This window comes from Bacteroidota bacterium (assembly GCA_019637975.1).
In the GTDB taxonomy this organism is placed as follows: Bacteria; Bacteroidota; Ignavibacteria; order UBA10030; family UBA6906; genus CAADGV01.
On the sequence record JAHBUR010000016.1, the window covers coordinates 39,088 to 59,372 of the forward strand.

The window sequence follows — 20,285 nt, forward strand, 5'->3', positions numbered from 1 at the left end:
CATGATTGGTGCAAGTTGTAAATCCTGTTCGGAATAAGTAGATTGAGCGTCACATATTCCGCTCAGGATTAATTCATGGCTTTTACGAGATTACTCAAGGGGAAAGACCCCGCCCGGACCCCCAATACATTAGCCCGCCATCTTTTCTCCGTGTATGAACACTACCGCGTTGACCATCTCGGCCCGCACAACTGCAATCACACGAACATCCGGGAGGCTGTAGCGGCTTGTGTTTCGAACAGCAAGGGGTTGTTGAGGGTTGAACAGATAGGCTCATCGCTTGAGGGAAGAAGCATCAACCTCATCACCTGCGGAAAAGGAAGCAAGCGAGTTCTTCTCTGGTCACAAATGCATGGCGACGAGTATACGGCGACTCTTGCGTTGATGGATATCTTGAACTTACTCGTCCGAAGATCTTCAGAAGAGAAGTGGATTCATGAGATGCTGGAAGAGTCGACGCTGTATGTTCTTCCAATGCTGAATCCCGACGGTGCTGAGCGGAGGCAGCGGCGTACCGCGCAGAATATCGACATGAACCGTGATGCGCGGGCGTTGATTACGCCAGAGGCTCAACTGCTTCGCACTCTGCAGCACAGGCTCAAGCCGCAGTTCGGATTCAATCTGCACGATCAGGAGTTGTGGGCCGTCGGCGATTCCAAGGAAGTCTCCGCGATTGCTTTGCTTGCTCCGGCGCTTGACAGGAAGCGCTCAACGCCGATGGTACGCGTGCGTGCCATGCGCGTTGCCGCGCTGCTTACCCGCGTGCTGGCACAATTCATCCCGAAGAACCTTGCGACGTACGATGATGCGTTTGAGCCGCGGGCGTTCGGTGACAACATGCAGTTGTGGGGAACCAGCACCGTGCTTGTCGAGTCAGGTCACTGGCCCGGGGACAGGGAGAAAAAGTTCATTCGCAAACTGAACTTTGTCGGCATACTCACGGCTTTGCGATGTATCGCCAACGGCTCGTATCAGGATGCGGAACTTGATCTCTATAAAGATCTTCCTCAAAACGGCAAGGCAATCTATGATATCATTGTCCGCGATGTGGTTCTCAAACATTCTCTCAACGGAATGCCCGATTGGACGCAGAGTGTTGACATTGGCCTGAGCATTCCCGCCAATACCAATCCCAACCCTGTTGTTGCTACTGTCAAAGATATTGGCGACCTGAGTACGTACGCAACACTTGAAACGATCAACGGCACCAAGCGATCAATCTCATCTTCCATATTGAAGTTGGAGCAGGAAATTCCTCTTTCAAGGCTGCTCGACGCGCTGCAACTCTACTACAGGTAATAGGCGATATTGCTTACGAAGACGGCTTGAATGTCGGGGGCTAATGTCGTAACTTGGCTCGTGAGTTAACTTCGTTCGTTCATTCTATCCGGAGCTGCATGGCACGGGCTGCCGTTACGCAAAAACAACGTGAATTTCAGGGTGAAGCCCTTCCGCATATGGACTTTCTGTACAACTATGCCTTGCGGATGACGTTTAATGCGGCCGATGCGGAAGACCTTGTTCAGGAGACGTTTTTGAAGGCGTTCCGGTTCTGGGACTCGTACGAGAAGGGAACGAATATCCGCGCGTGGTTGTTCAGAATCATGAAGAATGCGTTCATCAACCGCTACCGGAAAGAGAAGAAAGAGCCGGAGACGGTTGAGTACCAGGAAGTCGAGAACTTCTACAACAGCGTCCGCGAAAGCGCGGTTGAAACCAGCGACCTGCAGGAATCTGTTTTCAAGAACCTGCTGGAGGATGAAGTGGCTGTTGCGATTGCAGAGTTGCCGGAAGATTTTCGTACTGTGGTTATCCTCTGCGACATCGAAGAGTTGACCTACGAAGAGGTTGCAGAGTTCATCGATTGTCCCATCGGAACCGTTCGTTCACGGCTTCATCGGGGAAGAAAACTGTTGCGGGCCCGGCTCACGGAGTATGCCCGAAAGCGCGGGTACGTTGAAGAAAAGAAATAGAAAGATCCTTATCGCATTATTGCTAACAGTCTGGTCAGGTCAACGTGGAGTGTAGGAAATATCAGGAGCATATCACCGCGGCGGTTGACAATGCTCTGGAAAAGACGGAGAGGGATGCGCTGGAACTGCATCTCGCTGATTGCCCCTCGTGCAGAAACGAATTTGAAGTGGAGAAGCTGACACGCAATCTTGTCAGAACGCGTTGTCAGCGCAAGCGGGCTCCGGGCCATGTGCTGCAGCATATATCTCAACAGCTTGAACAGGAAGCAAGCCACGGGAAGCCTGTTGCATGGTGGGGCTCCCTTGTTGAATCAACGTACTTTAAACCCGCAGTTGCCTTCGCTGCTGCTTGTGTCGCCATCATCTTCCTTGTAAACAATCCATCATTGAACAGTCCGAGAGTGATCGAAGCATCACTTCTTCCCCAGAATGACATCATCAAACAATCGCTTGCCAACTATGGTGCGGTGGTCGCGGGAGAAATAACCCCGCAAGTGGTTTCCAGTCAGGCCGAATATGTTCAGGGATTCTTTGCGGGAAAGACGAAATTCCCTGTGTTGTTGCCAAAGATGACGGATTGTACATTGGTGGGCGGTGTACTCAACGATTTCGGCGGCGAAGCGCTGGCTCACGTCGTGTACAGCTACAACAGTTCGGACATCATTTATGTATATGAGGCCTGTTGGAAGACCGTCCTGAATGGTTCGCCATTCCATCTCGGCCGGGATGTTGTTGATGAACTGCAGCGCACACAACGGTACAGTACAACCACTCCCGATGGACGCTCGCTTGTATTATGGACTGACGGCAGAACTCTTTGTGCTGCTGTCTCCAGCATTGATGTTGCCGCACTCATTGCGTGCCTCGACGCGGCCCGATAGCTCTGCATTCCGCCGCTGCGGAATTCCTTTTAAATCTGAAAGGCAGCTTGCATGTACTCGCGCATACTCGTCCCTACCGATTTTTCCAAATCATCCTTCGTTGCATTCAAACCTGCTCTCGAAGTAGCAAAACGGTTCAAGGCTAAAATCTATCTGTTGCATGTTACGGAGGAAGTGCCTGTCTATGCATATCGCATCGGCATTTCCCAGAGTGAATTCAGTGAACGCTTTCTTGAACACGCGGCAAATGAAATGCGCAAAGCAGCGAAACGTCTCGGCGACCCCGGGGCCGAGTTGCTGATTCGACGGGGTGTGGTGCTGAACGAGATTCTGAGCATCGTGAAAGATAAGAAGATCGACTTGATAGTCATGAGCACACATGGCCGGACGGGACTTGCGCACGCCGTTGTCGGAAGTATTGCAGAAAAAGTCGTGCGCCGAGCACCATGCCAGGTGCTGACCGTCAAGCCGAAGTAGCCCCCGGCGTCTATTCAGGAGAGTATGTGTTGTACTGTCCGCTCCGCATTTCTTGACATCCCTTCTTTATCTTGGTATATTTTTTTGGTGAACATAAAAGGTGTCGAGCCGACACCTTTTTCTTTCTTTGATTTCGACAGGGGTCAGTTACTTCATGCAATCAGATTCGCTACCAGGAGGCGGGCCGCTGTACAGCGATCAGCTCGACGCGATTCCCAATCAATTACCGGTTTTGCCGCTTCGCGATGTTGTGGTCTTCCCGTATATGATTTTCCCCGTGCTTGTGGGGCGTGAGTCGTCACTCAAGGCCGTAAACGAAGCTCTTGAGCGCGACAAGTTCATTTTTCTCGCTGCGCAGCGCAACTCTGTGACGGAAGAACCCGGCATCGAGGATATCTATCACGAAGGCACGATAGCGAAGATCATTCAGATCCTCAAACTTCCCAATGGTTTAATGAAGATTCTGGTTGATGGTGTTGTCCAAGCCTCAGTCAAACGATTCATCTCCAACGGCAAATTTCTCGAAGCTGAACTCCAGATCAATTTCGACCACGTGGTAATGGACTCGGAACTCGATGCGCTATTGCGTCATACGTCGAGCTTGTTTGCGGAGTATGTTCATCTCAACCGCAATGTGCCGAGCGAAGTATTGCTTGCGTTCGAGAACACGAAAGACGTACAGCGAAAGGTGTTCTACATCGCGTCGAACATCCTGCAGAATGTGGATGTCAAGCAGAAAGTCCTGCAAATCACCGCGACGCGCGAGCAACTGCACGAGTTGATACGGATTCTGAATTCCGAAAACGATGTTCTCAAAATTGAGAAGGAGATTGATTCGAAGGTTCATGACAACATTGCCAAGTCGCAGCGGAAGTTCTTCATCCAGGAACAGATCAGGATCCTTCAGGATGAATTGGGAGATGAAGACTCCTCTCCCGAGCTCCTGAAGCTTCGCGACGATATCAGGAAAGCAAAGATGCCGAAACCGGTGGAGGAAAAGGCCGCCGAAGAGTTCGGAAAATTGAAGAAAACACCGCCCCTCTCACCTGAATCGACCGTCATCCGGAGCTATCTCGACTGGATGGTAAATGTTCCGTGGCACAAGCGAACCAAGGACAACCTGAATGTTGAACACGTCAAAGCAATTCTGGATGAAGATCATTTCGGACTCGACAAGCCGAAAGAGAGAATCCTGGAACACATCGCCGTACTGAATCTTGTACGCGAAATGAAGGGGCAGATCCTGTGCTTTGTCGGCCCGCCCGGTGTCGGCAAAACGTCCCTTGCGAAATCAATCGCCCGAGCGCTTGGGCGCAAGCTTGTGCGCATTTCACTCGGTGGCGTACGCGACGAGGCGGAAATTCGAGGGCATCGCAGAACGTACATCGGATCCATGCCCGGCAAAATCATCCAATCAATGAAACGGGCCGGTGTCATCAATCCTGTGATTCTGCTGGATGAAGTTGACAAGATGAGCATGGATTTCCGCGGTGATCCTTCATCCGCACTGCTTGAGGTTCTTGATCCCGAACAAAACTCAACGTTCAACGATCACTATCTCGATGTTGACTACGATCTCTCGCATGTCATGTTCATTACAACGGCAAACGTCCGGTATCAAATACCGCTGCCATTGCAGGATCGGATGGAGATTATCGAGCTTGCGGGGTACCTGCAGCACGACAAGCGCGAAATTGCGAAGCGACATATTCTTCCGAAGCAGTTGGAAGAGCATGGCCTCACAAAGAACAACATCGAATTTCAGGACACTGCGATAGATCGAGTCATCGCAGCGTACACGCGAGAGGCGGGCGTGCGCAATCTCGAACGTGAACTGGCATCGGTTTGCCGGAAAATCGCGAAGGAAATCGTTGTGGGAAACCAGAAGAACGGGAAGAAAGAAAGGCAGAGTACGGTTCCTGCGGTAACTCCCGAAAAGGTGGAAGAGTATCTTGGCGTTCCCAAGTTCCGCAGCCGGTTGCGAGCCGAGACGAACCGCGTCGGTTCGGTAACAGGGCTGGCATGGACGAGTGTCGGCGGCGACATTCTGCATGTTGATGTGACTATCATGAACGGGAAGGACAAGCTGACGCTGACCGGGCAATTGGGCGACGTGATGAAAGAGTCGGCGCAAGCGGCCCTCAGTTATCTTCGGTCCAATGCCGAGTCGCTTGGACTTGGGGCCGACTTCTACAGAGACAAAGAGATTCACATTCACTTACCTGAAGGTGCAATACCGAAAGACGGGCCGTCGGCAGGCATAACAATGGTTATGGCGATGTACTCCGCTGTGAGCGGCAAACCTGCACGGGCTGAAGTGGCGATGACGGGTGAAATTACGTTGCGCGGCGAAGTTCTGGCCATCGGCGGGTTGAATGAAAAGCTTATTGCTGCACAGCGAAGCGGCATTACCACGGTTCTGATTCCTCAGGAGAATGTGAAGGACCTGACGGAAATTCAGGCGAAGGTGAAGGAAGGATTGTCGATCATTCCGATCAACAAAATCGAGGAAGCGCTTCAATACGTCTTCCCGTGATAGAGTTTTCATTTTTCTTTTTTTTTTTGATCTATGAGTGATTACATCGTTACCGCCCGCAAGTATCGTCCGATGAAGTTCGACGATGTTGAAGCGCAGGGCCATGTGACGCAAACGCTGAAGAATGCCATCAAGCAGAAACGTCTTGCACACGCATATCTGTTTGCCGGGCCGCGCGGTGTCGGAAAGACTACTACCGCCCGTTTACTTGCGAAGCTTGTCAACTGTCGGAATCCGACCGCCGATCTCGAGCCTGATAATACGTGCGATCTCTGCCGTGAGATTACGGAGGGAAGAAGCTTTGATGTTCTTGAAATCGATGGCGCCTCGAATCGCGGAGTCGAGGAAATTCGGAATCTTCGCGAGTCGGTCCGGTACGCCCCCGCCAAGGGAGCATACAAAGTGTACATCATCGACGAAGTACACATGTTGACAAAGGAGGCATTCAATGCGCTTCTCAAAACGTTGGAAGAGCCGCCTCAGCATGTGATGTTCATCTTTGCGACAACTGAAATCCACAAACTTCCCGCTACCATCATTTCACGTTGCCAGCGATTCGATTTCCGCCGTATTTCAATTGAGGAGATTATGGCAAACCTCGGCAGCATTGCGAAGAAGGAGGGACTGGAGATTGACAATGACGCGCTGCTGTTGATTGCAAAGAAAGGCGACGGCTCGATGCGCGACTCGCAGAGCATCTTCGATCAGATTGTGGCGCTGTGCGGTTCAACGATTTCGAAGGACCAGATTCTGCAAGCGCTCAACATCGTCGATCAGGATTTCTATTTCCGTGTCACCGATCTCATCAAGGTGAAAAACACAAAAGGCGGGCTTGATCTCGTTCAGGATATCATGAACCGCGGCTACGATATCAAGGAATTTCTCGGTGGGTTGACGGAACATCTCCGCAATATCCTCACCACAGTAACAACGGGATCAACTGCATTTATTGAAGAGTCCGATTTCTACAAACAGAAGTATGTCGAGGTGGCGAAACAGTTTACCGTTGCCGATGTGCTGCGGTTGCTGAAGTTTGTGAACAGTACCGAGGCAGCCATCAAATGGAGTGCACAACCCCGCTTCAAGCTTGAGGCGGATATCGTTCAGTTGATTGCCCTGAACAGTGCCGCTGAAGTTGGAGAGGTTCTCAAGAAGATTGACGACTTGTCAAAAGGTATTCCGCAGGAGAAAAAAAAACTCCGTGAAGACAACCAGTTCCCGATAGCTAAAGCCTCCACGCCTTCCATTGATGAACGGCAATCGGAAGCAGGTTGTTCCTCTCCTCAAACATCAACCACAACTTCACGATTTGCTGTACGCCAGACCTTTGTGCGTCCACCGGCGCAACCGAAAAGCGAAAACTCCCCAGCCCTTGAAACCGCCGTACTGGCATCACTCTCGGAGGGGGAAGTTACTTCGCGATGGGATGAGTTCCTTGCCGAAGTTCGCCGCCAGCGTATTGCGGTGGGAACCGCGCTTGAGTCGGCAGACCTGCTGGGTGTCAGCGGCTCGACGATCCGTGTGCGTGCAAGCGATTTCACCGCCTCGTCGATAACCCGTAACAGGGAGCTTCTGGCGACCATTATTCAAAGAGTGTTCAATACGCGGGGTAGAATAGAAGTTGAGATCGGCCAGGAAAAGAAGGCATCAATATCTCTCGATCCGCATTCCGCCTCCACAACTGAACTTCCGCCGCCGGACCAGTTGGAGAAGGAGCATCCTGTTATTAAAGCAATGATCCGTGAACTTGGCGCCGAACCTTTTTGACTGAAACGAATGTGAGGAAGGCCAAATGAGGACACCCGATTCTGAAATCAGCCTAATTCCGCTGTATTGTCGAGGTTCGGTGCCTGCGAATGTGATCTCGAACCTTGATTTTCAAGCCTCATTTTCTGATTATGAACCCACAAACTCAGGAGAGCCGTTACTGCAAGCATGATACAGTGCTGTATGTAGTTCACTGTAAACTCAATCCGTCCGGCTGACAGGCCGGTGTATTTTTCGAGAGGTGAAAGATGAAAGCTCGTTGGTGTGCAATCGTGTTGTTGATGTGTGCCGCCTCTTCCGGGGCAATGGCCGGAGGCACGAGTGTGGCAAAGTATGCCGGGGAATTTACCTCGATCGGAGTCGGTGGAAGGGCTCTCGGTATGGGCGGCGCATTTGTGGCGCTTGCCAATGATGTGACTGCAGGATATTGGAATCCGGCCGGGCTCTCCCACATCATGTATCCGCAAGCGGCGTTGATGCACGAGGAACGCTTCGGGAGTGCCGTCAATTACGATTACGGCGCAATTGCATTTCCGCATGGAACGAACACGAGTTGGGGATTCAGCGTCATCCGCATTGGTGTTGATGATATTCAGGATACCCGCAATGCTGCAATTGATGCAAGCGGACGCTTGGTTGATTACCAGACGTACATTCAGAATCCGGAAAACTACCGGATTGACCCGAGCCGCGTTACGTACTTCAATGCGGCCGATTGGGCATTCTTCTTCACCTACTCAAAGAAGCAGTCGGAAGATTTCTCGTACGGCGCAAGCCTCAAGGTGATCCGCCGTGAGTTAGGTGATGCGTCGGCAACAGGCTTGGGGCTCGACATCGGCGTGTGGTACATGCCGATGGATAACGTCATGTTGGGGGTAAATCTTCAGGATATTACCACGACGTTTCTAGCGTGGAATACCGGCACGAACGAGTTGATTTCCCCGACGATGAAAATCGGCTCGGCATACTTCATCGAAGCATTCGGCGGGCGGTTTGCACCGGCAATTGATTTTGATATCCGTTTTGAAAATCGCAAGTCGGCATCAACCTTTGCGCTCGGCCCGGTGAGCTTTGACGCGCATATCGGGACGGAGTTCATGTTCAAGAATGTTGTTGCATTCCGTGTCGGATACAACGATGTGAAGCAGGTCTCGTTTGGAGCGGGGCTGCATCTCCCGAAACTCAGCATCGACTATTCCTTTGCGCGGTTTGCACAATCCGCCGGAGATCGTCTTGATGATACCCACCGCATTTCGTTGATGTTCACACTCGAAGCCGAACAGTTCAGGAGAGTGGACGGATACTGAAGTTGACTTGGTTGCGATAACGAGGGGTGTGTTCAGGCGTTGAGCACACCCTTACTGTTTCAGGGGGGAAGTGCTACTTTGTTGTTAGTTCGAATACACCGCTCCAGTCGGCGGGAGGCGGATTTCGCTTGAAGAAACCTGCGCGTTCGGTGTATAGATGTGAAGGGTAGTCCTCTTTCCGAAGCATTGCCGCTTCACTGAATCTTCGTTCCGCTTCTTCCCATTTTCTCGATCGGTACAACATCAATCCTTCCGTGAACAACTGAACAAATTGTTCCAGCGCAGGATCAAGATTCGCATCCCGTTGCTGAATCAACTCGAATGTTCGAACGGGTTCCGTGCGTCCTTTCACCGATAGCAAGTCGAGTTCACGTCCGAGTATGTTGTGTTTCACAGCCTCATACGTTGTCTCGCTGACGATGATTTCCGTCCGATACACCTTGTTGGCTCCCTCGAGGCGAGAGGCGATATTCACACTATCCCCGATAACAGTATAATCGAATTTCTCCGCGCCGCCCATATTGCCGACAACCATTTCGCCCGTGTTAATGCCGATGCGCGTGTAAATCGGCGGTCTGCCATCCAGCTTCCAGCGATCACGGATTTGCCCGAGTTTGTGCTGCATTTCCAGAGCTGCGACACATGCACGCAAAGCGTGATCTTCTTGCGATAGCGGCGCTCCCCAGAATGCGATCACCGCATCGCCGAAAAACTTGTCAAGTGTGCCGTTGTTGCGGAGAATAATGCTCGACATTTCCCCGAAATATTCGTTCAACAATGCAACCAATGCATCGGATTCCATTTTCTCGGAAATCGATGTAAAGCCTTCAATATCACTGAACATTACAGTAAGCTGCTTGCGTTCTCCCCCCAACTTCAACTTCTCCGGGTTGGCTATCAGCTCATCAACAACAGTCGGATTGACGTACGTGCTGAACATTGTCTTGATCATGAGGCGCTGCTTGCGCTCGGTGACGAAGTGGTACCCCGTGCTTGCGACGTAGCCGCCAAGCACGGCCACGATGGGGCTGATCGCTGCCATAACAAACTGAGAGTGGATAAACAGCCACAGCGTTGCCGCTGCAATCACTGCAAGTTCGAGCATCACAAACAGAAAACCGAACAACTCAAAGACAAAATGCCGCTTGCTTCGCCCGCTTCTCAGAGCGGAGGTGACATAAAATGTGAAGAGGGAAAAGAACAGGACAAGGAGAATTTCCGACCGGGTTGATTGTTTGTACAGGAACCTGTTCTGGAGGATGCTCTCGACGACGTTCGCGTGTATCTCCACACCATACATGAGATTGTCGCCGCGCTGCAACCCCTGTGCTATGGAGACGGGAAAGAGATCATGATCTTCTGGCAGCGTCGAGCCGACAAGAACAATTTTATCCGTAAACGTACCGTCATACCGGTACCCGTAATCGGGGTCGCTGAACGTGTTGATCGATTCGCCCGTTTCCGTTTCTTCATTGGTGATGATGTCTTCGTCATCGATAACATCCGCGAACTTGACACGCCGGAATGTTCCGCTGGGGCCGAAGAAATTGATAAGCAGGGAAGAGGGATCGTATTGCGGAATCATTCGCCCGGCATACGCGAAACGCTTCTCTTCAATTGTTGCAACATGTTGCGGCGGAAGTCCCAGGTATTTATTGAGAACGGCAAAGCCGAATGTCGGCACGCGAACAGTATTGTGCCGCCTGATATGTGTTGCCTCCCAGAACGGACTGTAGCGTCTGTGCACGCCATCCGGGTCGTTCCGGATATTGACGAGCCCGAGCGAACTATCCACTGTGAAGAAGATGTTGCCAAAGTGTTCATCGGCTTCAACCAGTGCATAATCCTGCGGCTTCGTTTCCAGCTTGCCTGCCAGCACAACAATTCCCGCTTCGCGAATTGCCGCCCGGAGATCGTCGTCGTTTTCCGGGGACTGGACTTCCGCTTCACTCAGGATAATATCGATCCCGACAGTCTTCGCACCTGCTGCTTTCAGATTTCGGACAAGACGGGCATAGTATGAGCGGGGCCACGGCCACCGATCGGGCAGCGACCTGTACGATTCATCGTTGACTTCTACAAGTACGACATGGCTTGATTCACGCAAGGCGGGATATGTGCCGCGTACCTGAAAGCGGTAGTCCAGCGTTGCCATCTCGAGCCGTTGCACAACTCCCAGCTGGAGGATATCATCATGCGTGAGAATGATGGTGAGCACGCCGACAACGATTGCAACCAGGAGTTTTCTGAGGTGCGGGTTCATTGCACGTCAGAAATCGAAGCGATATTTGACGCTCCAGAAATCATCGTTCGGGAGGCCGATGTTCCCGAAGAGGCTGTACTGAAGGATGATGTTCATTGCTCGCGTCACAGCCCATTGCGTCGAAAGATCGACTGTGACCCGCTTGAAATCGCCGAACGTAGGACTGACGGTGCAGGAAACCGACGCAACATCATCGGGAAGAGTGTACACGCCGTTGGCAAACACATTCGTGTACCGCAACCGCATGCGCGCCCCGAACGGCCCCGGGTAAGTATTGTAGTTGTGCGTGAACCCCATTGTGGTTTGCAGCGGTATCCGGTATCGCGAGTTGAGATTCAAAGCGACGGAGGTGTTGCGGACATCGAGGTTTTGCGGCGTGTAATCATTCCGTTGTGAACCCGAAAGGCTGATTGATGCGGTATGCGACGCATGGAAGTTGAACCGCTGAGCAAGAAGAACAAAAATCCTGTTCGTCTGATCGTCCACCGCACCAATCACAAATCGCGGAGAAAGGTTGTTGATGTTTCGATAATGTGTGAACCCCACAGCGATGCTCGGTACGTTTGAACGCGGATCGTAGTTAACGGCAACATTGTACGTTGTGAAATGAGTTGTCACCGCTTTTGATTTGCTGGTATTGTCCGAAAGGCGCTCGTATCCGAGAGTGATGAAGAGATTCTGGGCCGGAAGCTTGATCCGATCGGTGATGTTAAATCCCGCAATGTCCGTTCTGAGGAACGTTTGCCCGAATGAATTGTAGTCGCTTCCCCGAAACTGATAGCTGATTCTGAATGCGTTATCGAAGTAATTCAGAGCAAGGCCTACGTCGTAGGCAACTGTTGAGAGTTTCTTGAACGAAAGAGGCCGGAGATTGTCGTTGACCGTAATGAAGCTCTTCAGGATGTCCCGTGCGTTCTTGATGGCAGCAGCATCCTTCGTGTACACCGAGTCGATATACGCATCGGTGAAGTTGCCGCTTGAAATATCGTTATTGTATGCACTGAAGGCAAACTGTCCGGTCAGCTCGATTCTGCTGTTATCGAAGCGCGATAACAAATCTGCTCCCAGTACAAGATTCTCTTTGGGCCTCGTCCCGTACCGGATTGAATTCATGTCATCTTTCGACTTCAACCAGGTGAAGCCGATTTGATATGTCTCGCCAGATCCGAAACTCGGTCGCACGGCAAAAAGGCTGCGCGAGTAGGTTCCGTAATTGTACTTTCCCCAGAGAACCGAATCGATTTTTGCGTATGCCGCGAGAGAGTCGAGCTGTTGTTCGTACGCCAGGTTTTCAATCGGAATGACCTTCAGGAGAGTTCCCTCAATATCACGGACTGTCTTTCCGGCAGCAACCTCAACGTTGAATTTGCCGAGCCTGATTGCAGAGTTCAGCCCGCGAACACGTTTTCCGTTCAGGATCAGACTCGGGAAGTAGGGGTAACTGTCGCCGTATCCCACAAGGAGCCATTTTGATTCCAATCCGGCGTAATATCTGTTTTGCGGCTGCCGATTCAAGCGTTCATCCGACGTGACGAACGCATTGGCATTGAAACGCCACGCACCCTGGCTGCCGTTGAAGCGGAAGTTACCCCGATTGTACCATGTTTCTTCGCGGTTTACTTTCTCGCGCCTGAGCTCAAGATCAACGGATCCCGTTGATACAAATGCGGCACCCCCCCGCTCGGGGGGCTGTCCTTCAGCCAGCACGTTGAATGACGTTGTCACCTGTCGGTGCAATAATCCCTGGCGGTTGTACAACAAAACGGAAGCTGTGTAACGCCCCGGCTTGAGAGTGACTCCGTGATTGGTCGGAACATACACGAGAATGTCATCACTGATAACAATATGGCGCGTGACATTTGTATTATTCAGAAAGAGTTGAGTCGCCCGCTTGACAACCATCGTGTCTGCTCTGAACATCGACACGGAAATCAGCACATCGTTTGCCTCATAGGAGGCGTTTGGTTCAGGACTGAGGAATACCGCTTGTACATCATCCTCCTTCTTCATAACAGGAAGCTGGAGGGTTTTCCCGGGTGCATTGGTAAGCGGGTCCGGGCTTTCGCTTACAGGGTATGACTCGAGTTGACCCGAACGATTGACGAGCACGATATAATATTCAAGGAACGGCGGTGATACATGCCTGGGAGGAATTCGTGCGATTGCCGTGTTTCCTAACAGCTCCATCTCCACCCTGGTCCAGCCCGATTCGGTAAATGAGCGGTAGAGAAAGTATACGCGTTCTATGGTTTCTCCATGGCGCAGCTCGGCACGGACTACCAACGGTGATCCGCTAACAGCTTCAGATGGTGAGAACGAGGAGATGCTCGTTGAAACCTGGGCCTGTAGAGTTGATATACTGATGAGAAGAGAACAGAGCAGAACAAGAGTATGCAGAACACGGCAACGGCACCTCGATAGGGTCGGCGAAAAGCCAATTGTCATTGTATCTAAGAGGAGAATGATTCAAAAAAAAGCCCTGCAGAACATCACATCCACAGGGCTACTCGCGTGTGAACGTCACTTATCTGAACTTGATTTCGATGTTCTTCTTGTTGCCCCCGCCGTCCTTCAACTCGATATCAAGCCTGCCGTCCTGCTCTCCTGTACGCGAGGAAAGCTCGGCGGCTACCTTTTCTTCGGGCGTTGACGGGCGTACTTGGAGAGTACCGTCGGGAAATGAAAGTCCGGTAAACCCGCCGCCCACATCGACAACCCGCGACGAAACCTTGCTTGAGAGCGTAACCAGTCCGTCAAGAACAATCAGCTTATCCGAAGAGTCTGATGCGCTGAACTGTCCGCTTGTTCCCCGCACCGATGCAACAGAAGTCGGCGACGAAAAACGAAAGCCCTCACCCTGTTGTTGCTTCTTGATACTGAAGCCGATGACACCCCGCTCGAACTCGGTCGACTTCAATGTTGACGTTGCATCCTTTGCGCCACTGAGCAGCACCTCGGTCTTTTCACGTACGCGCAACATGCTGTTGTCTTTGAACTTGATCACCGCGATGGATTTCTCTCCGGTTTTCAAACGCTCGCCGGACGAGAGCATTTCGCCCCGCTTGGCAGCCTGCCAGGCTTTGTCGGGTTGTTTGCGCGTAACATCCAGAATAACTCTGCTGATAAGTGCAATAGTAGTATTCTGCATCGGGGGAGGAACTGCGCCCGGGAGGACGCATATCATCACCACTATTAGGCCTGCTAAACCTGTTGTTTTCATTGTCAGACTCCCCTGATTATTCAACAATTACCGAACTGACTGATTCCGGGCTTGACCGGATATCATTCAATGCGTTTAACAAGTCGGCCAGAGAAATAGGGGAACCATTGAACCGGAATGTCCCGGACGGGCTGAGATCCTGGGCGCGAATTTGATCGAACACGGGTTTGTATGAAGGAGGCAGAGCATCCTCCAATTCCTGAAGTAGCCAATCGAGGGAGCTTCTTCGCTGTGTCGAAACGGAGAATGACCGCAAAGCGCTGCGAAGCTCGAGATCTGTTCCGCCCGCTGTGCCAACCAATCCCTTCACGTGCCACACGTATGTCCGGCCAGGCATCAGTGGTCGCGCACCAGTTACGGGATAGCGGAATGATCGCGTTGCAACAGTTGCGGTTGTCTGGGGAGTACCGGAAGCCACTTCTTCCAGGCTTCGCTGACCGGGAAGCATCTCATAGATACTGATTGTTGCGCGCGGCCCGTCGTATTGCCACTCAAACAACGGCAGTTCTTCCACAACTGTCTCACCCGCGGCCGGTGCAAGCAACACCGGGGATGACGGATTGGTCAAATTGAATTCGAACATTCCCTGACCCGTCGCATTGCTGGCGCTGACATCAACCGTAAACCTGTACGTGCCTGCAGGCATCGACCCGCTCGGAAGAGCAATCTCCTGAAATGCTGCTTTCGCCTGTTGGTTGAAGATGTAGCCGTCAACATCGCGCTGCGGAATGCCTCTTCCTCTTCCAAGTTCGAGGTTGGTAACAGTTCTGGTGCCTTCCAACAGGAAGGGTTTCGAGATGAACTTCGCGGCATTGACGTAGGTTTCACCGGCAGCCAAATAGACATCAAGGTTGATCGTGAGAACCACTTCGACCGATTGTGGTGACGACATGGTGATTGTAAAAAGCCACTTCGGCGTTGTGGCATTGAGAAAATCAAGGTCGCTAATACTCAGAGTATTAACGGGTGCACGAAGGGTGGTAACGGTGATTTGGCTCTGTGAGGTGGCCGGCCACAGAAGAACCGCCAAGCAGAAAAGAACCGAAAGGACTCCCCAAGTCCTTTTCCCATCAAACACATTCTTCATAATTGTTCCCCTTCAGATTATGAATAGACAACATTCCCCTTGAAATGATAAGAAAAACCCCATTGGATAGCAAACCCGATGATCTTTGCGACTGTTCAACGCACAAAAAAGGGAGGGCGCTTCAAAAGGCCCTCCCATGACCGGATCTTTCTATGGCAATGGTAATCAGAAATTTCTGATATCGTTGAACACGACAAAAGCCATGAATGCGAGGAGGAGAAAGAACCCCGCCCGCTGAACCACAAGCTTGATTTTCGTCGGGATTTCCCGCCCCATTATTCCCTCAATGCCGAGAAACACAAGGTGTCCGCCGTCAAGGGCCGGGATTGGCAGGATATTCAGGATGGCGAGACTGATGCTGAGAAACGCCATAAACGTCAGGTATGTGATGATGCCCAGTTCAGCAGTCTGCGAGGCGAGCTGCGCAATTTTGATTGGCCCAGCGACGGATTCGCGGAAGGGGGTTTTGCCGCTGACAATACTCCCGATCCCCTTGATCGTCAGCCCCACCACATTGCTGATGCTGACAACGCCCTCATTCAGGGCTTCGAGCAGTGAATAGTCTGTATGTTTGACCGGCCCGTTGTAACGCAACCCGAACGAGATACCTATCAACCCCTTGTCGCTTGGCACAACCGTGCCCGACATCAGCGAGTCGTTGCGTCGCCATTCAACATGCAACGGCTTACCCGCATGTGCACGTACGATCTCATTCACTCTGCGGTCGTACCTGATCGGTTGATTGTCGAGCGAGAGGAGAACGTCGCCCGCCTTGAGTCCTAACTCCGCGGCAGGCCTGCCCGGATCAACGGTGTTGATAACGAGTTCCGTGTGGTTAGGCGTAATACCGAATGAGCCTTCGTTGAGGGATTGCAGAGTCTGTTCAGGGGCGTTGACAATCACTTCATTCCCATCCCGCAGGACAACGAAGTGAAGTTCCTTCCCGATATTTTGGAGATAGACATGATTCCTGACGTCATCCCAATGCTCAATCTTCTTGTCGTTTATTGTCAAAATCTTGTCGCCGCTTCGGAGTCCGGCTGCCTCGGCGGGGCTTGCTTCAAGCACGTAGCCGATTTCTGTGGTGTCGGAAACACTTTTGCCTTGCGAATAGTGAATCCCCCAAAAAATTCCAACGGCGAGAAGGATGTTCATAATCACGCCGGCAGAAATGACAATCATTCTCTGCCAGATCGGTTTCGAACGGTATTCCCACGGTTGAGGTTCCTGTTGCAAGTATTCGGTATCAAAGCTTTCATCGATCATCCCGGCGATCTTGACATACCCGCCGATCGGAATCCAGGAGATACAGTAATCCGTTTCACCGATTTTCTTCCCGAATGCGCGGGGAGGAAAGCCTAGAGAGAACACATCAACCCGCATACCGAACATTTTTGCTGCAAGAAAATGCCCCAACTCATGAATGAATACCAGAATACCTAACGTGACAACAAAATAAAATATCGTGTTGATGACTTCCATGCGATTCCTTCGTTACTGTACCGTTGTTGAGAATTCGTGAGCATGCTGACGCGTCTCGGCATCAATACGCACAATTTGTTCGTACGTTGCATTGTGAACCACTGTGTGTGAAAGCAGCGCTTCCTCGATGACTTCGGGAATTGATGAAAAAGGGATTTCCTGATTCAGGAACTTCTGCACGGCAACTTCATTGGCGGCGTTCAGAACGGTGGTTGCCGTTCCCCCTTTCTCCAATGCCGTGAACGCGAGATCAAGACATTTGAACTTCTCGTAGTCCGGCTCGTCAAACGTCATTTCTTTCAGCGTAGAAAAATCCAACCGCTTGTGCGGAGCTTCCGGTCTGTCGGGATACATCAACGCGTATTGAATCGGCACCTTCATATCGGGCATGCCAAGCTGCGCCTTCGTCGAGCCGTCCTTGAATTCCACCATCGAGTGGATGATGGATTGCGGGTGAATCACGACATCAATGCGTGCGGGCGGCAATCCGAACAACCAGTGTGCTTCTATCACCTCAAGTCCTTTATTCATCAGCGTTGCCGAATCGATCGTGATTTTGTTCCCCATGCTCCACGTCGGATGATTTAACGCATCGGCAACCGTGATACCGGAGAAGCGTTCTTTTTCCAGTCGCCGGAACGGACCGCCGGAGGCCGTAAGAATCAGCCTCTCAACATTGCCGATCTCTTCGCCTTGCAGACATTGGAGGATGGCACTATGCTCGCTGTCAACAGGAATCATCCGTACGCCATGTGTCTTCACGGCTTTCATCATGATTTCGCCGGCAACGACAAGCGTTTCCTTATTTGCCAGAGCTATGTCCTTTCCGGCTTGAATGGCATGCAGCGTCGGCTTCAGTCCGGCAAACCCGACCAGGGAACTCACAACAACGTCAACATCTTCGCGCTGAACGATCTCGCACAAGGCATCTTCGCCGGAAAGTACTTCAGTTGTTCCATTGACGAATTTTCTCAGGACTGACGCGTTGCACTCGTCAAGTACCACAACCGCACGCGGGTTGAATTGCAGGATCTGCTTCTGCAACAAGTCGATATTCTTGTGTCCCGTCAGATAGGTAACGCGGAAACGGTCGGGAAACAGGGAAATGACATCCAGTGTGCTGCGCCCGATGGAACCCGTGGAACCGAGGATGGCTATGTTCTTCTTTCTCACTATCGAAAAATCATTCTCTCACACAGAAACAAAATCACCAAGAGATTCGTTCTTGAATCAAAGCTTGGTGATGAAAATAGTCGTTTCAAATCAGCAAAAAGGTACGTAAATCGCATTTCGTTAGCAAGGAATGCGCTGCGATCCAATATGGGAACCAGCCTCCTTGAGGACAGTTTATGCTTATTGCACTCATATTGTATAGTTATGTGAATTTGGTATATTATTTCACATGAATCGAAATGCCCGGGAAAAAACCACTCTGCTTGCTGCAATATTCTGCGCGATTGCCTTATGGCTTTGTGCCTCTACGTTTCGTGCCGCTGGCCAGACTTCTGATACGAACAATCGTTACCGGTTGGCGCAGAGCTACGAACAAGGCGGCGATTTCGAGAACGCGGCAAAATTGTACCGTGAGCTTCTTCTTGCCGATCCGGCCAACTACGTGTTCTTCGACGGACTCCGGCGGTCGTACTTTCAGCTTAAGAGATATGATGATGCGATTATTCTGATTCGCCAGCGTTTGGTTTCGAACCCGCGCGACCTGAATCTGCTGTGTTATCTCGGCAGCGCCCAATACCAGTCCGGCCAGGAACGCGAAGCGAGTGCTTCCTGGGAACAGGCGATAAACGTCGATCCGAAGAATGCCAATGTGTATCGTGTTGTGGCAAACACGCTGATCGAGAACCGTTTGCTTGAGAAGACTGCCGAATTGTACCGCCGGGCACGTGTCGCATGCAACGATCCGAATCTGTTCACTCTTGAGCTTGCCCAGCTTCTCTCGGCAACCATGGATTACGCCGGAGCGACAACGGAATTCCTCCGGTACTTGCAGCAGATTCCCACACAACTCGGCTATGTACAGAGCCGGATGTCGCAATACACCGGGAAGGAAGATGCGCGCAATGCGGCAATTGATGTCGTTCGCTCGGCCCAGCGGAACTCCGATGACTTGAATCTTCATCGCCTTCTTGCGTGGCTAATGATGGAAGCGAAGAACTTCGGCGAGGCGTTCAATGTGTATAAAAGAATCGACGCGTTGACGAATGCACAAGGAGTTGAATTGTATTCATTTGCCGAGCGGGCTTACAAAGAAGGCGCGTTCGGCATTGCCGCGGAAGCGTACAGGACTGCAATTGCTGCACCGCTTGTACCGCAGCGGCTCCCGCATGCACAGTTCGGGCTTGCACTTGCCGTCAAAGAGTTGAGTCTTCTTGAAGACTCCGTCAAAAGAACCTTGCACACCGCGGGCCCTGTGCCTGAGTCCCAATCAAGGTTTGTTGCAGCGATTGATCATTTCAGAACATTGATAACGGAGTATCCCAACAGCGAGTTTGCCGCGCGTTCATATCATCAAATCGGGCTGCTGCAATTTGAAAAGTACTTCGATCTCGACGGCGCGTTGGCGTCGTTTCAGAAAGTTGAACAGGGGTTGCCCCGGACGAATCCCGTCAGATTCGATGCACTGATCAAGTTGGGAGAGGTGTTGACGGCGAAAGGCGACACAGCAGCGGCGGCCATTCGGTTTCGTTCCGTGATGGCCGCGCCCAACGCGACGCCCGATCAACAAGATGAAGCAACGTACAGGCTTGCCGAGCTCGAGTATTTTGCAGGGAACTTCAACGAAGCAATCCGGAACCTCGACGCTATCAGCACAAACCTGAAAGCCGACTATACAAACGATGCGCTGCTACTCCGCTCTTTTTTGCAGGAAAATTCACAAGGTGCCGAAATCCCCCTCAAAGAATTTGCAAGGGCAGACTACCTTGCCCGCCAGAAGAAATACACCGAGGCAATATCAGCATTTCAAGGTGTTATTGACAGGAACCCCCAGGCGCTGTTTGTGGATGATGGTATGATGAAGATTGCAACGCTGCAAACCAAAGCCACGCGGTATACCGATGCGCTCGCAACATATCAGGCGCTGGTGTTGCAATTCAAGGAGAGTAGCATAGCGCTTGACAAGGCACAGTTCAGCATCGCCGAATTGTACGATTACAGCCTGAACAGCAAAGCACAGGCCATTGCTGAGTACGAAAAACTGCTGGCCGACTACCCGCAATCGCTGCTGAACGAAAAGGCACGCCGGCGGATCAGAGAGTTGAGAGGGGATTCGTTATGA

14 protein-coding genes are annotated in these 20,285 nt (G+C 51.6%); 8 read left to right on the forward strand and 6 right to left on the reverse strand.

Annotation, left to right across the window (positions count from 1 at the left end; translation table 11 throughout):
- Positions 1-75 precede the first annotated feature (75 nt).
- The 7 genes from KF749_10495 to KF749_10525 all read left to right on the forward strand — a co-directional run bounded on the left by KF749_10495 (position 76) and on the right by KF749_10525 (position 8,941).
- Complete coding sequence (locus tag KF749_10495; GenBank protein MBX2991580.1) at positions 76-1,299, forward strand: peptidase M14; 1,224 nt, start codon at positions 76-78, stop codon at positions 1,297-1,299.
- 98 nt (positions 1,300-1,397) lie between these two features.
- Positions 1,398-1,973, forward strand: coding sequence for a sigma-70 family RNA polymerase sigma factor (locus KF749_10500; protein ID MBX2991581.1), 576 nt, complete (start codon positions 1,398-1,400; stop codon positions 1,971-1,973).
- 44 nt (positions 1,974-2,017) lie between these two features.
- Positions 2,018-2,854 carry a zf-HC2 domain-containing protein gene (locus KF749_10505; protein MBX2991582.1) on the forward strand — a complete coding sequence of 279 codons (837 nt, stop codon included), beginning with the start codon at positions 2,018-2,020 and terminating at the stop codon, positions 2,852-2,854.
- Positions 2,855-2,905: 51 nt separating this feature from the next.
- On the forward strand, positions 2,906-3,331 hold the full coding sequence (locus KF749_10510) for a universal stress protein (protein MBX2991583.1): 426 nt from the start codon (positions 2,906-2,908) through the stop codon (positions 3,329-3,331).
- A gap of 154 nt (positions 3,332-3,485) precedes the next feature.
- Positions 3,486-5,867 (forward strand): endopeptidase La, encoded by a 2,382-nt coding sequence (gene lon, locus KF749_10515; protein ID MBX2991584.1) that lies wholly within the window; start codon positions 3,486-3,488, stop codon positions 5,865-5,867.
- A gap of 33 nt (positions 5,868-5,900) precedes the next feature.
- Positions 5,901-7,634 carry a DNA polymerase III subunit gamma/tau gene (dnaX, locus tag KF749_10520; GenBank protein MBX2991585.1) on the forward strand — a complete coding sequence of 578 codons (1,734 nt, stop codon included), beginning with the start codon at positions 5,901-5,903 and terminating at the stop codon, positions 7,632-7,634.
- A gap of 248 nt (positions 7,635-7,882) precedes the next feature.
- Complete coding sequence (locus tag KF749_10525) at positions 7,883-8,941, forward strand: PorV/PorQ family protein (protein MBX2991586.1); 1,059 nt, start codon at positions 7,883-7,885, stop codon at positions 8,939-8,941.
- 73 nt (positions 8,942-9,014) lie between these two features.
- Here the strand turns inward: KF749_10525 and KF749_10530 are convergent, their stop codons facing one another.
- The 6 genes from KF749_10530 to KF749_10555 form a co-directional block, all read right to left on the reverse strand.
- Positions 9,015-11,204: an adenylate/guanylate cyclase domain-containing protein gene (locus tag KF749_10530; GenBank protein ID MBX2991587.1), complete on the reverse strand. Its 2,190-nt coding sequence runs from the start codon at positions 11,202-11,204 to the stop codon at positions 9,015-9,017.
- Between the two features lie 6 nt (positions 11,205-11,210).
- On the reverse strand, positions 11,211-13,487 hold the full coding sequence (locus KF749_10535; protein MBX2991588.1) for a hypothetical protein: 2,277 nt from the start codon (positions 13,485-13,487) through the stop codon (positions 11,211-11,213).
- A gap of 241 nt (positions 13,488-13,728) precedes the next feature.
- Complete coding sequence (locus tag KF749_10540) at positions 13,729-14,424, reverse strand: FecR domain-containing protein (protein ID MBX2991589.1); 696 nt, start codon at positions 14,422-14,424, stop codon at positions 13,729-13,731.
- 16 nt (positions 14,425-14,440) lie between these two features.
- Positions 14,441-15,511 carry a hypothetical protein gene (locus tag KF749_10545; protein MBX2991590.1) on the reverse strand — a complete coding sequence of 357 codons (1,071 nt, stop codon included), beginning with the start codon at positions 15,509-15,511 and terminating at the stop codon, positions 14,441-14,443.
- A 165-nt stretch (positions 15,512-15,676) separates the two neighbouring features.
- Complete coding sequence (gene rseP / locus KF749_10550) at positions 15,677-16,993, reverse strand: RIP metalloprotease RseP (protein ID MBX2991591.1); 1,317 nt, start codon at positions 16,991-16,993, stop codon at positions 15,677-15,679.
- 12 nt (positions 16,994-17,005) lie between these two features.
- Positions 17,006-18,166: a 1-deoxy-D-xylulose-5-phosphate reductoisomerase gene (locus tag KF749_10555; GenBank protein MBX2991592.1), complete on the reverse strand. Its 1,161-nt coding sequence runs from the start codon at positions 18,164-18,166 to the stop codon at positions 17,006-17,008.
- Between the two features lie 229 nt (positions 18,167-18,395).
- Here KF749_10555 and KF749_10560 point away from each other — a divergent pair, with 229 nt between their 5' ends.
- Positions 18,396-20,285, forward strand: coding sequence for a tetratricopeptide repeat protein (locus KF749_10560; GenBank protein MBX2991593.1), 1,890 nt, complete (start codon positions 18,396-18,398; stop codon positions 20,283-20,285).

Coding starts and splice junctions, on each gene's coding strand:
- KF749_10495 (MBX2991580.1), top strand. CDS start 76: ATGGCTTTTACGAGATTACTCAAGGGGAAAGACCCCGCCCGGACCCCC.
- KF749_10500 (MBX2991581.1), top strand. CDS start 1,398: ATGGCACGGGCTGCCGTTACGCAAAAACAACGTGAATTTCAGGGTGAA.
- KF749_10510 (MBX2991583.1), top strand. CDS start 2,906: ATGTACTCGCGCATACTCGTCCCTACCGATTTTTCCAAATCATCCTTC.
- lon (MBX2991584.1), top strand. CDS start 3,486: ATGCAATCAGATTCGCTACCAGGAGGCGGGCCGCTGTACAGCGATCAG.
- dnaX (MBX2991585.1), top strand. CDS start 5,901: ATGAGTGATTACATCGTTACCGCCCGCAAGTATCGTCCGATGAAGTTC.
- KF749_10525 (MBX2991586.1), top strand. CDS start 7,883: ATGAAAGCTCGTTGGTGTGCAATCGTGTTGTTGATGTGTGCCGCCTCT.
- KF749_10530 (MBX2991587.1), bottom strand. CDS start 11,204: ATGAACCCGCACCTCAGAAAACTCCTGGTTGCAATCGTTGTCGGCGTG.
- KF749_10540 (MBX2991589.1), bottom strand. CDS start 14,424: ATGAAAACAACAGGTTTAGCAGGCCTAATAGTGGTGATGATATGCGTC.
- KF749_10545 (MBX2991590.1), bottom strand. CDS start 15,511: ATGAAGAATGTGTTTGATGGGAAAAGGACTTGGGGAGTCCTTTCGGTT.
- rseP (MBX2991591.1), bottom strand. CDS start 16,993: ATGGAAGTCATCAACACGATATTTTATTTTGTTGTCACGTTAGGTATT.
- KF749_10560 (MBX2991593.1), top strand. CDS start 18,396: ATGAATCGAAATGCCCGGGAAAAAACCACTCTGCTTGCTGCAATATTC.